This window comes from Micromonospora sp. WMMD998 (assembly GCF_029581235.1).
GTDB lineage: Bacteria > Actinomycetota > Actinomycetes > Mycobacteriales > Micromonosporaceae > Micromonospora.
This window is the reverse complement of record NZ_CP120740.1, coordinates 3,617,687-3,631,163: the sequence shown is the minus strand read 5'-3', so window position 1 is coordinate 3,631,163 and position 13,477 is coordinate 3,617,687. Positions and strand designations below refer to the sequence as shown.

Genomic DNA, 13,477 nt, shown 5'->3' with positions numbered 1-13,477 from the left:
GTCAGCGCTCCCTGGCATAGAAGGTGTAGCCGTGCAGCGGCCGGCCGCCGAGCCGCCGGTACGCCGCCGCCGACGCCGGGTTGTCCCGCTCGACGTACGTGCTGCGCAGCGTCGTGTAGCCGCCGGCGTGCAGGTTGCGGTGCAGGTGCGCGGAGAGCAGCCGCTGGTAGCCGCGGCCCTGGCACTCCGGCACCACGCCCTTGATGATCAGCACCGCCTCCCGGCGGTAGCGCCGGCGGGTGGCCAGCAGCCGGAGCTGGTTGACCGGGCTCAGGTCGCCACGCGCCCGGACCAGGAACTCGCTCAGGTCCGGCACGCAGAGCACGAACGCCACCGGCCGCCCGTCCCGGGTCAGGTAGAGCAGCAGGGACTCGTCGAGCAGGTACGCCAGCCCGTCGGTCTGCCGGCGCAACTGCGCCGCCGAGATCGGGGTGTAGTAGCCGAGCTGGGCGAAGGAGTCGTTGAGCATCCCGCGCAGCAGGTCGAGCTGCTCGTCGAGCCGCCGCACGTTCCCCCGGTGCAGCTCCAGCCGCGCGCCGTCGGGCTGCGCGCCGAGCGCGGGCGCCGGCCCGTCCGGCGCCGGCACCGGGCAGATCCAGGTGTCCGCGACGAACCGGCGGGTGAAGCCGTGCGCCTCGTAGGCGGCCGGGTAGCGCGGCGGGTTCCAGGCGCTGTCCACGAAGCCCCGGTCGGCGAACCCGGAGGTGATCACGCCGCCGGCCTGGTTGGGCAGCAGGGCCACCGGCCCGAACAGCAGGTCGCGGTCGGCGGCGGCGTGCGCGTCGATCGCGTCGAACAGCGGCCCGGCGGCCGGCGCGCTGAACTCGGTCAGCCCGAACAACTGGCACTGGCGGCCCAGCTTCGCGTCGAAGTCCGCGTCGGTGTGCAGGGTGGTCCGCCCGACCACCGCGCCGGAGGCGTCGCGCAGCACGTACAGCGGCACGCCGTCACGCCACCAGCGGCGGATCTGCTGCCGGGGCGTCGGCACGTACCGGCGCTCCCCCGCGTACAGCCGGTCGGTGAGGGCGAGGAACTCCCACAGGCCGCGCCGGTCGGCGACCCGCTCGAACCGGTGGCCGCTCACCGGCGTACCGCCGGCCCGGTCGTCTCCGCGCCCAGCGGGGTGAACTCCTCGATGTGGCCCATCGCGCCGTCCTCGGCCCGCCACGCCCCGTTGGAGTAGCCGTCCGGCGAGGCCGTGTAGAGCCGGATGAACCCGGCGGTGGCGTTGCGGTTGCCGTCGGTCAGCCACGCCATCAGCCTGCGGTGGTGCCGGGTCCGCGCGAAGCGCAGCATCGCGTCCCGGTCGGCGAAGAACGCGATCGTGCCCAACGTCAGCGGGAACTGCCAGTAGACGGTGTGCCAGCGGTAGCCGGACATCCGGCGCATGTCCCGGACCATCCGGAACCAGTCCGGGGCCAGCCGCAGCAGCACCAGCGGGCTCGCGTACCGGGTGCCGCCGATGAACATCGCGCCGGCGCGGGCCTGCGCCGGGGCGCGGGAGAAGTCTCGGGTACGCATGGTCACCTCACCAGATAGGCGTTCTTGATCTTCTGCGGGCCGGCGAACGGGCCGGTGCCCGGATCGTGCAGCTCCACCCGCAGGTCACCGGCGGTCGGATCCTCCGTCAGGGACTGCGCGAAGTCCCGTGACACCGAGGCGAGGTGCCGGCGCACCCCGTCGCGGCAGGCGTCCGCCAGCGCCGCGCGGTCGGCGGCGGCCAGCTCACCGCGCAGCTCCACGTGGATCACCGGCCGGGTCTCCAGCGCCGCATCCTCCACCAGCGCCAGGCAGAACCGGCTGATCGCGGCGGCGTGCGGGTTGCCGGTGTAGAGGCCGTACTCCACGTCCTGCGGGTAGAGGTTCGCCCCCAGGTAGGACACCGTGGAGTCGCGCCGGCCGAACAGCAGCAGCACCGGCAGCGTCATCCGCTCGTCGGCCGTCGCGGCGCGGAACTCGGCCGCCCGCACCGGGTCCGCCGCGGCCAGTTCGGCGATCCGCCGGTACGGCACGAGCAGCGCCTCGTCGCCGACGTTGTAGCGCAGTCGGGGTTGCAGCACGTTCCGGCCGCCCGCCGTGCAGACCAGCTCCCGGCGCTCGTTGGTCTCCAGATAGGAGGCGAACGGGTTGTACTGGAACACCATCGGCAGCCGCTGCTCGTCCGCGCCGAGCAGTTCCGCCCGCAACGCCGGGTCGGTCCGCAGCCGCCGCCGCAGCCACACCGTGAACCGGGTCTCCGCGCCGATGCCGATGGTCAGGTCCGACGCCCCGTACGCCGAACGCACCCGGACGAACCGCTGCTCCAGGTAGTCCCGCAGCGCCTCGGTCATCCCCTCCCCGCCGCAACTACCGAAGATCCGGTAGCGCGACCAGGGGAAGTCCTCGGCGTCCAGTCGGTCCCGCAGGTGCTTGAGGAACGGCGGGTACGCGGTCACCAGGTAGTCGTGCTCCGGACCGAACTCCCGCAACGTGTCGACGATCTTGCCGAGGTCCGGGCCGGTGTTCTTCACCACCGCGACCCGGGCCATCGCCGCGCCCGTCGTGGTCCCGGTCGCCCAGGCGCCCATCGAGTACGCGTTGATGACGAACGGCCGGCGCATCGGAAAGACCAGCCCGGTGTAGCCGGCGATGTCCCGGTGCACCGCCCGCAACTCGCGCGCGCCGCGCGGCCAGTTGAACGGCCGCCCCGACGAGCCGGCCGACTCGTCGACCACCACCCCCCGCTCCGGCAGCCGCCCCCGCCAGCACCGCGCGGCGGCGTCGTGGCCCACCACGTACCCGAGCTTGTCGGTCTCCGGGAAGTCCCGCAGCCGGCGGCGGACGCCCGCCGGGCGGCCCCGCAGGAACTCCCGGTAGGCCGGCACCCGCCGGGCGGCCCGCACGCAGGCCGCCCGCGCGTTCGCCGCGGCCAGCCGGTCGAGCACCGGGTGGTGCCGCCGGGCCAGCCACCGCCACCCGGCCGGGTGCCGGCCAACCAGCCGGACCAGCGCGGCCACCGCCCGGCCGGCGGCCCCCGCCCCCGGCAACGGCATCTCGACGGTACGCAGGGCGGCGGGTCGGTGCAGCGTCTCGGCCATGCCAAGGATCCTGCCGACACCGCCGCGCCGACACCTGAGCCGCGAGACGGGATTCACCCTGAGTACGCGTACCCACCGCTCCCCCCGATCCGTGCCCCACGCCGGGAGGGGTGGCGCTCGGCTTGATCGACTCCATTTCCCCGAGGTAGCGGTATCCCGGCGTGTCGAACCCCACCACTTCGGCGAGATGGAGTCGATCAAGGGCAAGTTCGGCCGGTGTGCGGGGAAATCGGCGACAGCGGCGGTTGCAGGGGGGCGTCGTCGATGGCGGTCGGCGTCCGTCGGGCTATCCCGGCGAGCAGGTCGGCGACCTGCACCCGCGGGTCGTCGCGGGAGTCGGTCATCACCAGCCCGGCCAGCGGCGACTCCCCCGCCGGCAACCCGGCGCGCTCGGCCAGCGCCCGCTGGAGGCGACGCAGCCGGTCGGCCGTGAGCGCGCTCTGCTCGTCGTGGACCACCAGCACCCGCCGCCGCCCGGCGCTCCAGAACAGGACCGTCTCGGCCAGCGCCGGCAGCATCGGCTCCAGCGGCGGCGGGACCGACCGGTCCTCGGCGTACAGGCGGGCTTGGACGGCGGCCACCCGACTCCGGTCGAGCGCGCGCAGGACGGGCTCGTCCGGCGCATGCCGCAGCAGCGCGTCCCGGGCCGCGAAGAACCTGTCGACGCTGCCGTCGCCGGCCCGGTCCCGCCGCTTGGTCCGCAGCATCTCGACGAGGGCCGCGAGGAAGGCGTCCCAGTCCGGGCCGGCCGCGCGCCCGGCCCGGTGCAGCGCGACGGCGTCCGCGCGGTGTTCCCCGGCCAGCCCGGTGCCGGCCAGGTAGGACGGCTCGGCCAGCAGCAGGTCCACCACGCGGGTGACCAGGAAGAGATGTTTGTCGACCAGGTGCACGTGGGCCCGCCCGCGCAACGCCGCCAGGAACCACCGCAACGCCTCGGCCGCCTCGGGTCGGCGCAGGAACTGCCGGGACTTGAACTCGTGCGGCGCGAACCGGAAGCCGGAACGCAGCGTCGCGACCAGCCCGGCGGCCTCATCGGCGCCCAGGTCGACGCTGGCGTGGCTGATCACGGGGGTGGCGGGATCGAGCAGGTTGGTGCCGGAGAAGCCCGACTCGTCACAGGCGATCTCCACGGCCCCGGACGGCGCCTCCACCGGCGGCAATCCACCCTGGAGCGGCAGCCTCATCCTCATCCGCATTCACCCGACATACCGACCATGGTCGCTGAGCCAACCCTATCCGACTGCCTGGTCAACCGGCACTCGACTACGCACGGTAACCGTTAGCTACAAGCCCAGCAATGAAGGGGTCAGCCCTACCCCGACCGCGCGGTCTTCAAACCTGCACGTGGCACGCATCACGCATATGCGCACCGGTTAGTCGGACTGCATATTCGCGCTACGCTCGGGTAGTTACCTGCTGCGAACAGGGGAATCCAACTACTGAAAGTAATCGGGAGGCGACATGGAACACCTTGTGGAAGCTCCGGCCTACCAGCGCAAACGGTTAAGCCGGCGTCTGCTGCGGAGACGGCGGGCACTCGGCCTCACCCAGCAGCAGGTGGCAACGAAGCTGCGGTGGTCGCAGTCGAAGGTCACTCGGATCGAGAGCGGGGACGTTGGAATCTCCCACACCGACCTGCTCGCTCTCCTCACGCTCTATGGACTCTCTGACGACGGCGTGGTCCGGGAATTGACCAAGATGGCCGATGTCGCCCGACGGCCGAGCCTCCCGCAGATGAGCGACGTGCACTCGAAGGCATTCCGTGAATACCTGGAGAACGAGCAGGTTGCGCAGACGCTTCACTCGTACGAGCCGTTCTACGTGCCGGGCCTCCTGCAGACGCCGAGATATCGGCTGGCCGTCCTGAGGAACGACTACCGGCTGTCATCCCTTGGTGAGGCCGAACAGGCAGAGGTGGAAAAGAAGATCACCCAGAAGATCGAAGTGATGCAGTGGCGTCAGCAGATCTTGCGAAAGGGCGGGGCTCTCGCGAAGGCCCACTTCGTCGTCGACGAGTCGGTGATCCGCCGGGTCGTCGGGGCCGAGGTCGACGACACCAGCGTGATGCGAGAGCAACTGGAACTACTCAAGACCCTCCGTGGCCACCCCAAAGTGGATCTACGAGTCATCCGGTTCGACAGCGGTGCTCACGCCGGGATGGGCAGCTCGTCCTACGTCCTGTTGGACTTCCCGGACGTCGACGACCCACCCCTTCTCTACGAGGAGAACGCCACCGGCGAACTCACCACCCGCGAGGACGAGGCCCGCATCAAGGTTGCCAGTTCGTCCTTCGAAAGCCTTCAGGGCGCGGCATGCCGCGATGCCGAGCTGGATTCACTGCTCGACGAAGCGATACGGGCCATTTAGCCGGTCCTCAACCCCCAGTCGACCGCCCATGACTCAGACCGGAGGAGGTCACACGCATGAACAGCGAGCGCGATGCGCCAGCGACGTGCGTCCCGTGGCCTGCCGTCCGACCCGAGCGCGACGACATCGAACAGCCGGCAGGCCGCCATGGCTGACCGCGACCTGCCCCTCCGTCAGGAGAGCCCCAAGAGTCCGACGACGGAGCATCTCACGTCGCTCGGGCTCATCCGTGAAGTGCTGAGCAAGTCCGACATGCTCGTTCGCGCCATGGCTCTGACGCTGTTCATCGCCTGCCTCGTCGGGACCCTGTTCGCCTTTGTCAGCGGCACCTTCTGGGGGTTCGCGCTGTTCTTTCCGGCGTCGATCACCGTGCTGGTCTGGGCCGCGATGCGCGACCGCCGCGAGAAGCGGCAAATCAGTGGCCGCGCCGGCGCTGACCGTTGGAGATAGAGGAGAGGACCGTCTCGGCAAGAACGCCGGCCGCGCCTCCGACGGCGGCCATGACGACGATGATCGTCGCCCCCCGCGCCAAGTCGTTCTCAGCGAACAGGGCAGATCCGAGTGAGCGCCCGGCCACTGCCGCGATCAATCCCGCCGCAGACGCGTAGAGAGCCAACCTGACGGCAAAGACCGGGTCTTCCTGCGTGGACGAATCAGGCTCGTCACTCTCATGGTCAGCCGGGCCGTGGACCATGCGCGGATGTACCGGCGCGTGCTTGCCGCCGAAGCCACCACCAAGCACCGCACCTCCTACCGCACGCCACCTCGGTCACCGTAACGGTCACACCGGCCGATGGACACCAGCCGGGAGCACCAATCTCACGGCCTCCTCAGACCGACCTGCCTCTGTTGAGGATCCAGTCCCTGCCAGAGAGGCTAGCCTATACATCGATGCCTATCTAGACTCACCGATGCTGCCAGATCGCGCCTGCTCCACCCGGACCTCAGATGCGGTAGCAGGCATGCCACCGTCCCGTAAAACCCCTGTGTGGGGCGCCGGGCCGCTGACAGAGGAGGATCCTTGGCCGATACGGCTACGCCGACACCGTGGCGCAAGAGCTCCCGAAGCTGTCAGGGGAACTGTGTGGAGGTTTCGATGGCCAGCCCATCGGTGAACGTCCGGGACAGCAAGGACCCGGCCGGCCCGGTGTTACGGGTCAGCCGGGACGCTTGGCGCAGCTTCCTGACCCGGATGCCTCGATCGACACCGGACCGGCCTTCGCTCGGCTTCGACAGCAGCACGGTGCCCGGATCGTAGGGTCCGGGCACCGTGGTCTGCCGACCATCTAGCTCCGCCGGCCCCGATCGTCGCGACGACGGCCGATCGAGGCACGCACGCGCCGGAACGCGCGGGCTACGGGCGGCACCACCACCATCGAGAATCCGATGAGTGCCGCCAGGAACTTGAGAATCACGGTGATCGTCGGCAGCCAGATCAGAATCTGCGCCGGGTATATCTCCGCGAGGCTGTACGCGACGATGACAAGCACTGCATCGGCACCCTTCTGTGACGTCGTTTCCCCAGGTAGAGCGGAATAGAAACAACTCTGCGGGCGTCCCGGACCGCCATCAACGAACCGGACGAGGACCCTCCGAATTGGGGCAAAGGGCGGCCGACTCGGGACACCGAGGGCCGTCCCGAGTCGGGATCGGGACACCTTCTATCCGTCCCGAGACGTTGTCCGACCGTCTACTGTCATCGGCGCGCCATCACGGGACAGGGCGGGACACCTGGGAGACCGATGACCACCGACTCCACGATCAGCGAACTGGCCAAGGCGGTGGCCACACGAGCCGACCTCCGCCGACTGCTACGTCGAATTCGGATGGAGCACGGGAAGTCGATTCGAACCATCGCCAGGGAGAACACCGGTGCCACGGGGCAGGCCGGACTCTCAAGGACGACCATCAGCCGATATCTCAGCGGCGATGGGGAGATACCCTTGAGCTTCGTCGAGCAGTTCTCGACTGCCTGCGGCGTCTCGGAGCAGGACCGCAAAGAACTGACAGTCGCCTGGAAGCGAACCCTTGATGTGCCACCAGGCCCGCCGCCGCCGATTCCCGACCAACGGTCCGAGAGCGGGACGCCCGCGAGACCGCTTCCGGACCCCGCCCACCTCCTCACCCTTGAGGTGATGGTCGACGTCGCCGGCAACCTGGACGGGGAAGCGGGTGGTTTGGCCGCCGCACGCCGTCTTTACGAGCGAGTCCGGAGTGTTCGCTCCGAAATGCTGGGTGCACACGACCCCCGCACACTGGAGGCCGCGCACAACGTCGGCACCGTGTTGGCGCAGCTTGATGAGTACAAAATAGCCCGGCGCATTTTGTCCGAGACGTACGACGCTCGCAGACGCGAACTCGGTCCCGACGTCCCAGCCACCTTGGCGACGCTGGAGAACCTCGCCACAACCATGGCCGAGATGGGAGAAATGGACGCGGCGATAGAGTTGTTCGAGCGTGCGCTGGCCGCCCGGCGGCCGGAGACCAGCCCCGGGCACGCCCGATACACCGAGACCGCCGAGAAGCTACTGATCGCGCTGAATCGGGTCGGTGACCAAAGTCGAGCGCGGCAGGTCGCAAGGGACCTTGACCAGGCTCGAAAATCCCGTCGTGTACCTAGAAGCAGCGGCGGTGAACATGGAGCCCTTTGACCGACAGTCACCATCTCGACACATCACTGGCGCGCTGCCCTCAACACGGTGTCAGACTCCGTCCATGACTGATGGCGAGCGTGAGCGCACGGAAGAGCGCTTCGAGAAGGTGGCCGAGGAGACCTCCGAGACGGTGACCCACGCGGCCACCGTGCTGGAGGAGGAACTCTCGGCGGGGCTGGCCGGCGCGCGGCGGCTCCAGGAGAAGTTGACCGAGAGCCGCCGGGTGGACCCGGAGGCGTTCGACGAACTGGTCGCGCGGGTGCGCACCGACGGGCACGCCCTGATCGACACCGTCGTCGGGCAGTTGAAGATGGCGGACGACAGGCGCGGCGAGGTGATCCGCAGGTACACCTCGGACGCGCACGACGCGCTCGACACCGTACTCAATCTGGCCCGGCTGGCGCCCGACGTGGCCAACGGGCTCGCGGACCGGCTGACGTCGCCGACCCCGGACGGCCCGGCCCGGACGGACCGGTAGCGGCGCGATGGCCCCGACCGCCGGGGTGGCCGGCGGGCACGTGGAACGCATGCTGGAGCGCTACCGCGGCCTCGCCCTCGACGCGCTGCTCGACGACGTGCCCGCGGGCGGGCCCCGGTACCTCTACGACCTGGTCGCAGAATATCCGCGGCGGTGGGGCAAGGGGCTGCGCGCCGCGCTCTGCCTGGCCACCTGCCGGGCGTTCGGCGGCGGGGAGGCGGTGGGCCTCAACGCCGCGGTGACCGTGGAGCTGTTCCACAACGCCTTCCTCATCCACGACGACATCCAGGACGAGAGCGAGCAGCGGCGCGGCGGGCAGACCCTGCACGCCGAGTACGGGGTCGGCGTGGCGTTGAACGTCGGCAACATGACGAACCTGCTGGCGTTGCAGCGGCTCGCCGCGAACCGGGCGGCGCTCGGCTCCGGGATCGCCTGGCGGCTGTTCACCGAGACCGAGCTGATGCTGCGCCACTCGCTGGAGGGGCAAGCCATCGAGATCGGCTGGATCCGCGACAACGTGTGCGACCTGGACGCCGACGACTACTACCGGATGTGCCTGAAGAAGACGTCCTGGTACACCTGCATCTATCCGTGCCGCAGCGGGATCCTCGTCGCCACCGGCCGGGAGAACGCGGTGGACGTCCTCGACCGCTACGGGTGGTATCTGGGCGCCGCGTTCCAGATCCAGGACGACGCGCTCAACCTGACCGGCGACTACGCGCGCTACGGCAAGGAGATCGCCGGCGACCTGTGGGAGGGCAAGCGGACGCTCATCCTCATCGACTTCATGCGGCGGTGCGCCGCCGACGAACGCGAACGGGTCATCGACTTCCTGGGCCGGACCCGGGCACAACGCGCCGCGAGCGACGTGCGCTGGCTGCACCGGCGACTTCTCGCGTACGACTGCGTGGAGTCCGCGCGCCGCAGCGCCCGGGAACTCGCCGAGGCCGCCCGGCGCGAGGGGCAGCGGGCGCTGGGCACCGCGGCCGACACCGAGGACGGTCGTTTCCTGCTCGACCTGACCGAATACGTGGTGGAGCGCAACCGGTAGGCCGCCGGTCGCCGCCTAACCTGGGTGGATCGGGTCGGTGTCCGGGCCGGCCCCGCACCGGGGGGACCGCGATGACCGAGAGCGCCCGCCGGCCGGAGCCGTCCGGAGCGTGCGGCGACGACACGTGGCTGGCGGAGGTGGCCCGCGGGGCGAGCGCCGACGCCGACGGCGTACCCGTGGAGTTGCTCGGCGACTATCTCCGGCTGCTCCGCGACGCGGCGGTGACCGGCCGCCGGCCGCGCCGCGGCGAGTTGGACGCGGTCGGGGTCCTCGGCCGGCGCGCGGCCGAGCAGGGCGTGTCGGCCGGCCGGGCGGTGCGCCTCTACCTGTCCGCGGCGCGGCGGCTGTGGCGGCACCTGCCGCACCTGGACCGCTCCACCGACAGTGAGACGGTCCGGGCCGCGGCGTACGCCGTCCTCCACGTGGTCGACGCCGCCGTGGCCACGCTCGCCGAGGGCTACGCGGTGGCCCGCCGGGAACTGGTCCGACACGAGGAGTCGCTGCGCCGCGAACTCGTCGACGACCTGCTGCGCGGCGACTCCGACCTCGGCGGGCTGGTGGAGCGGGCCGAGCCGTTCGGGTTGGATCTCGCCCGGCGGAACGGGAACTGCGCGCCGAGGCCGAGCAGCGCGCCGCCGCCGCCGCGGAGATCACCGCCGGGTACGCGCCGCGGCAGCCGCGCAGGCAGCCAGCCCGCGCCCCGAGCGGTGTCAGCTCGGCGGCGCCGCCGGGTGCGAGGCGGCGGCCGAGATCAAGCTCGCCGACTCCTGGGGCGACTCGGCGTGGGGCTGCCCCGTCCACGTGGAGGAAGCCATCCTCAACGTGCGGTCGGTCTTCATCGCCAGCGAGGAACTCGGCGGCCTGGCCGCCTACCTCAACCGCTGACCGCCCCCTCTCCCTTCACGCGGCCAAGCTCGGCGCGGATTCACGGAAAGCGTGGCTACCGGCGGCCAGATAGCCACGCTTTCCGTGAATCCGCGCGGAGACCTGCCCGGTGTGGGGGTGGGGTGGGAGATCAGGGGCGGCTCCGGGGGATCGCCGGTGGGACTCGGGCGGGGCGCGCGTCGAGGATGGACGGACGTTCACACCGCAGGAGGCATCGTGTTCCGTCGTCCGTTGGCCCTGGCCGTCGCCGTGCTGGCCCTTCTCGCCGGAGCGCCCGCGCCGGCACGCGCCGATCCCGGGCCACCGGGTCTCGTCTGGGGCGAGTGCGCCGACGACCTGCCGGACGTTCCGCTCGACCCGGCCGTGCGGTGCGCCCGGCTCCGCCTGCCGGTGGACTGGGCCCGGCCGCACGGCCCGACGTTCGAGCTGGCCGTGGCGCGCCGGGCCGCGCGGGTGCCGGAGCGCCGGGTGGGCACGCTCGTGTTCGGGCCGGGCGGCCCGGGCGACTCCGGGGTGGAACGCATCCGCAAGGGCGACCGGTTCAGCCCCGAACTGCTCGACCGGTTCGACCTGGTCAGCTTCGACCCGCGTACGGTGGCCCGCTCCGCCGCGCCGGTCTGCGCGCCGGATCCGAACCTGCGCCGGCCGCCGATCCCCCTCGCCGACCAGGCCGACTTCGACGCCGCGGTGGCCTGGAACCGGGCGCTGTGGGACAGGTGCCGCCCGACCAGCCCGGTCTTCGAGCACGCGGACACGGTGAGCACGACGCGCGACCTGGAGGCGTTGCGGCGGGCGCTCGGGGAACGGCGTCTCACCTTCCACGGCAGCTCGTACGGCACGTTGCTGGGCCAGCAGTACGCCGAGCGGTACCCGGGCCGGGTACGGGCCGTCGTGCTGGAGGGCGTGTTCGACCATGGCCTCGGCCTGCGGCCGTTCGTGCGGACCCAGGCGGCGACGCTCCAGGACTCGTTCGACGAGTTCGTGTCCTGGTGCGACAGGTCGATCGAGTGTGTGCTCCACGGCCGGGACGTGCGGTCGGTGTGGGCCGGCGTGTTGGCCCGCGCCGGCCGCGGCGGGTACGCCCCGCGTACCGCCTTCGACGTGACCGCGGTGGCCCTCGGGCTGCTCGCCGGGCCGCGCTGGCCGCAACTGGCCACCGAGATCCGGAAGATGGACGCGGGCACCCCGCCCGACGAGGTGAAGCTGCCGATCGCGGTGGCGGCCTTCTGCGCGGACTGGCCGGCCCCGGTGCGCGACTACGACGAGTACGCCGCCCTGGTCCGGGAGGCGGCGGCAGCCGCGCCGGACGTCCGCTACGGCGCCGGGCTGCTGGCGGTGCAGACCTGCCTCGGCTGGCCGTCCCCGGTCCGGAACCCGCCACACCGCCTGCACGTGCGCGCCCACACGCCACTGCTGCTGATCAACGCCCGGCACGACCCCCGCACCGGTTACGCCTGGGCCACCGACGTGGCCCGGCAACTGGGCCGGCACGGGCACCTGGTCACGTACGAGGGGTGGGGGCACGGCGCGTACGAACGAAACGACTGCACGATCGCGGTGGTGGACCGGTACCTCGTCGACCTGACGCTGCCCGCCCCGGGCGCCCGCTGCCCCGCGAGCTGAACCGGGCGTCGGCGTGGCCTCAGTCCGCCCCGGCCGCCGGCGGGGTGGCCATCCGATGGTTGTGTCCGGGCACCCGGAAGTGGTGGAAGGTGACGGTGGCGCTGAGGTCCAGGGCGTGCACCCAGTGCCACCAGCCGACCGGTATCAGCAGCATCTGGCCCGGTTCGAGGACCGTCTCCAGCACCGTGGCCTCGGCGTACCGGGGGTGCCGGTCCAGGTCCGGCCGGGCCGCGTCCACCGCGCTGAACGTGCCGCCGCGCGGATACACCAGGTGCCGCTGGTACGACGGGACCAGCCGGACGTGTTTGCGGCCGAGCACCTGGCAGAGCAGCACCGTGCTGTTGTCGACGTGCAGCGGCGTGACGGTGCCCGCCGGGCCGAGCAGCAGGTGCCCGCCGCCGGCCGGGTCGACGAGGTGGGCGGGTGGCCGCACGTCCTCGGCGAGCGGGCGCAGCGCCCCGTTCCAGTTCTCGTTGCGGGGGACCATGTAGTAGTCGTTGGTCCGGGTTCCGGAGCCGAGCATCGCCAGGTAGTCGCGGAACGGCATGGTGGTGCGGTGCCTGTCGTACTGCCAGGCGTGGTCGGGGTTGGCCTCCCGGCCGGTCATCACCTCGACCACGGCGTCCGGGCACCGGCGCGCCATCCGCTCCAGCGTCCACTCCCGCGCCGGCCAGTCGGTCATCAGACCGTCGAGCACGACCGGGCGGTTGCCGTAGTAGTAGCGGCCGAAGAACTCCTCCGCGTTCACGTCGGTACGCCGTTCCAGGTGCCGGCCGCCGTCGTCGTCGCGGAGCACCCGGTAGGTGTCGAGCACCGACTCCATCCAGTCGTAGCGCAGCGCGAGCCGCCGGCAGACGGCGAAGTACGGGTGCGTGGCGAGCGTCGCCAGTTCGGCGTCGACCGCGTCGGCGTCCGCGCCCGCGTCGACGGCCGCCGCGCGGGCCTGCTCGGCGGCGATCCCCATCGCCAGGTTCTCGGCGAGCCACTCCCGCCAGGCGGGGAGCAGGCCCGGCGCGGCGGCCACGGTCACCGGGTCGCCCCCGGGCCGGCCGGCGCCGGGGCCGCGGTCACGACGGTGGCCGCCGGTGGCGGGGTGAGCCGGGCCGCGCGGGCGTACTCGGAGCAGTTGACGTAGGAACTCTTCACGTGGGCCGGGATGTGGTCCGGCGAGGTGTCGGTCATGGCGGCAGTCAACCGGCGCGGCGTCCCGGCCCGCCAGGGACACCGGTCCCGTCCGGGCCGGGACGGCGGCGTCGGCCGGACGGCCGACCCACGCCGGTCCCGCCGACCCGGGACATCCACCCCTGGTCGACGGGACATCCCCGCGGTCAGGCTGCGCTGC

Annotated in this window: 15 protein-coding genes; 7 read left to right on the top strand and 8 right to left on the bottom strand. The window is 71.6% G+C overall.

What is annotated here, in order from left to right; translation table 11 throughout:
- Window position 1: 1 nt before the first annotated feature.
- The 4 genes from O7619_RS16530 to O7619_RS16515 all read right to left on the bottom strand — a co-directional run bounded on the left by O7619_RS16530 (window position 2) and on the right by O7619_RS16515 (window position 4,267).
- Window positions 2–1,084 carry a hypothetical protein gene (locus O7619_RS16530; RefSeq protein ID WP_282281805.1) on the bottom strand — a complete coding sequence of 361 codons (1,083 nt, stop codon included), beginning with the start codon at window positions 1,082–1,084 and terminating at the stop codon, window positions 2–4.
- On the bottom strand, window positions 1,081–1,521 hold the full coding sequence (locus tag O7619_RS16525) for a DUF4188 domain-containing protein (protein WP_282281804.1): 441 nt from the start codon (window positions 1,519–1,521) through the stop codon (window positions 1,081–1,083). Before O7619_RS16525 ends, O7619_RS16530 begins: the two co-directional genes overlap by 4 nt.
- Before the next feature lie 2 nt (window positions 1,522–1,523).
- Window positions 1,524–3,077, bottom strand: coding sequence for a phenylacetate--CoA ligase family protein (locus tag O7619_RS16520; protein ID WP_282281803.1), 1,554 nt, complete (start codon window positions 3,075–3,077; stop codon window positions 1,524–1,526).
- A 197-nt stretch (window positions 3,078–3,274) separates the two neighbouring features.
- A complete protein-coding gene (locus O7619_RS16515; RefSeq protein ID WP_282281802.1) occupies window positions 3,275–4,267 on the bottom strand; it encodes a hypothetical protein in 993 nt (330 codons plus the stop codon).
- 271 nt (window positions 4,268–4,538) lie between these two features.
- Between O7619_RS16515 and O7619_RS16510 the strand changes: the two genes are divergently transcribed.
- Window positions 4,539–5,444 (top strand): DUF5753 domain-containing protein, encoded by a 906-nt coding sequence (locus tag O7619_RS16510; protein ID WP_282281801.1) that lies wholly within the window; start codon window positions 4,539–4,541, stop codon window positions 5,442–5,444.
- Between the two features lie 147 nt (window positions 5,445–5,591).
- A complete protein-coding gene (locus tag O7619_RS16505) occupies window positions 5,592–5,894 on the top strand; it encodes a hypothetical protein (protein ID WP_282281800.1) in 303 nt (100 codons plus the stop codon).
- Here O7619_RS16505 and O7619_RS16500 read toward each other — a convergent pair.
- The gene (locus tag O7619_RS16500) at window positions 5,860–6,186 is read right to left on the bottom strand and encodes a hypothetical protein (RefSeq protein ID WP_282281799.1); all 327 of its coding nucleotides are present in this window, start codon (window positions 6,184–6,186) and stop codon (window positions 5,860–5,862) included. The genes O7619_RS16505 and O7619_RS16500 overlap by 35 nt on opposite strands.
- Window positions 6,187–6,465: 279 nt before the next feature.
- On the opposite strand from O7619_RS16500, the gene O7619_RS16495 reads away from it, so the two are divergent.
- Window positions 6,466–6,702, top strand: a complete 237-nt coding sequence (locus O7619_RS16495; protein WP_282281798.1) for a DUF397 domain-containing protein — start codon at window positions 6,466–6,468, stop codon at window positions 6,700–6,702.
- A 28-nt stretch (window positions 6,703–6,730) separates the two neighbouring features.
- Here O7619_RS16495 and O7619_RS16490 read toward each other — a convergent pair whose 3' ends face one another.
- Window positions 6,731–6,934, bottom strand: coding sequence for a hypothetical protein (locus O7619_RS16490; RefSeq protein ID WP_282281797.1), 204 nt, complete (start codon window positions 6,932–6,934; stop codon window positions 6,731–6,733).
- A gap of 252 nt (window positions 6,935–7,186) precedes the next feature.
- Here O7619_RS16490 and O7619_RS16485 point away from each other — a divergent pair, with 252 nt between their 5' ends.
- From O7619_RS16485 to O7619_RS16470, 4 genes are all read left to right on the top strand, one after another.
- Complete coding sequence (locus O7619_RS16485; RefSeq protein WP_282281796.1) at window positions 7,187–8,095, top strand: helix-turn-helix transcriptional regulator; 909 nt, start codon at window positions 7,187–7,189, stop codon at window positions 8,093–8,095.
- 64 nt (window positions 8,096–8,159) lie between these two features.
- A complete protein-coding gene (locus O7619_RS16480) occupies window positions 8,160–8,576 on the top strand; it encodes a hypothetical protein (RefSeq protein ID WP_282281795.1) in 417 nt (138 codons plus the stop codon).
- Between the two features lie 7 nt (window positions 8,577–8,583).
- Complete coding sequence (locus tag O7619_RS16475; protein ID WP_282281794.1) at window positions 8,584–9,627, top strand: polyprenyl synthetase family protein; 1,044 nt, start codon at window positions 8,584–8,586, stop codon at window positions 9,625–9,627.
- Window positions 9,628–10,728: 1,101 nt separating this feature from the next.
- The gene (locus O7619_RS16470) at window positions 10,729–12,135 is read left to right on the top strand and encodes an alpha/beta hydrolase (protein WP_282281793.1); all 1,407 of its coding nucleotides are present in this window, start codon (window positions 10,729–10,731) and stop codon (window positions 12,133–12,135) included.
- A gap of 19 nt (window positions 12,136–12,154) precedes the next feature.
- Here O7619_RS16470 and O7619_RS16465 read toward each other — a convergent pair whose 3' ends face one another.
- Together O7619_RS16465 and O7619_RS16460 are read right to left on the bottom strand one after the other, a co-directional pair.
- Window positions 12,155–13,165 (bottom strand): cupin-like domain-containing protein, encoded by a 1,011-nt coding sequence (locus O7619_RS16465; protein ID WP_282281792.1) that lies wholly within the window; start codon window positions 13,163–13,165, stop codon window positions 12,155–12,157.
- Window positions 13,162–13,317 carry a hypothetical protein gene (locus O7619_RS16460; protein ID WP_282281791.1) on the bottom strand — a complete coding sequence of 52 codons (156 nt, stop codon included), beginning with the start codon at window positions 13,315–13,317 and terminating at the stop codon, window positions 13,162–13,164. Before O7619_RS16460 ends, O7619_RS16465 begins: the two co-directional genes overlap by 4 nt.
- Window positions 13,318–13,477: the final 160 nt, after the last annotated feature.

Bases quoted from the DNA above. Each gene is read 5' to 3' on its own strand.
- O7619_RS16520 (WP_282281803.1), bottom strand. From the start codon at position 3,077: ATGGCCGAGACGCTGCACCGACCCGCCGCCCTGCGTACCGTCGAGATG.
- O7619_RS16485 (WP_282281796.1), top strand. From the start codon at position 7,187: ATGACCACCGACTCCACGATCAGCGAACTGGCCAAGGCGGTGGCCACA.
- O7619_RS16475 (WP_282281794.1), top strand. From the start codon at position 8,584: ATGGCCCCGACCGCCGGGGTGGCCGGCGGGCACGTGGAACGCATGCTG.
- O7619_RS16460 (WP_282281791.1), bottom strand. From the start codon at position 13,317: ATGACCGACACCTCGCCGGACCACATCCCGGCCCACGTGAAGAGTTCC.
- O7619_RS16480 (WP_282281795.1), top strand. From the start codon at position 8,160: ATGACTGATGGCGAGCGTGAGCGCACGGAAGAGCGCTTCGAGAAGGTG.
- O7619_RS16525 (WP_282281804.1), bottom strand. From the start codon at position 1,521: ATGCGTACCCGAGACTTCTCCCGCGCCCCGGCGCAGGCCCGCGCCGGC.
- O7619_RS16505 (WP_282281800.1), top strand. From the start codon at position 5,592: ATGGCTGACCGCGACCTGCCCCTCCGTCAGGAGAGCCCCAAGAGTCCG.
- O7619_RS16515 (WP_282281802.1), bottom strand. From the start codon at position 4,267: ATGAGGATGAGGCTGCCGCTCCAGGGTGGATTGCCGCCGGTGGAGGCG.
- O7619_RS16510 (WP_282281801.1), top strand. From the start codon at position 4,539: ATGGAACACCTTGTGGAAGCTCCGGCCTACCAGCGCAAACGGTTAAGC.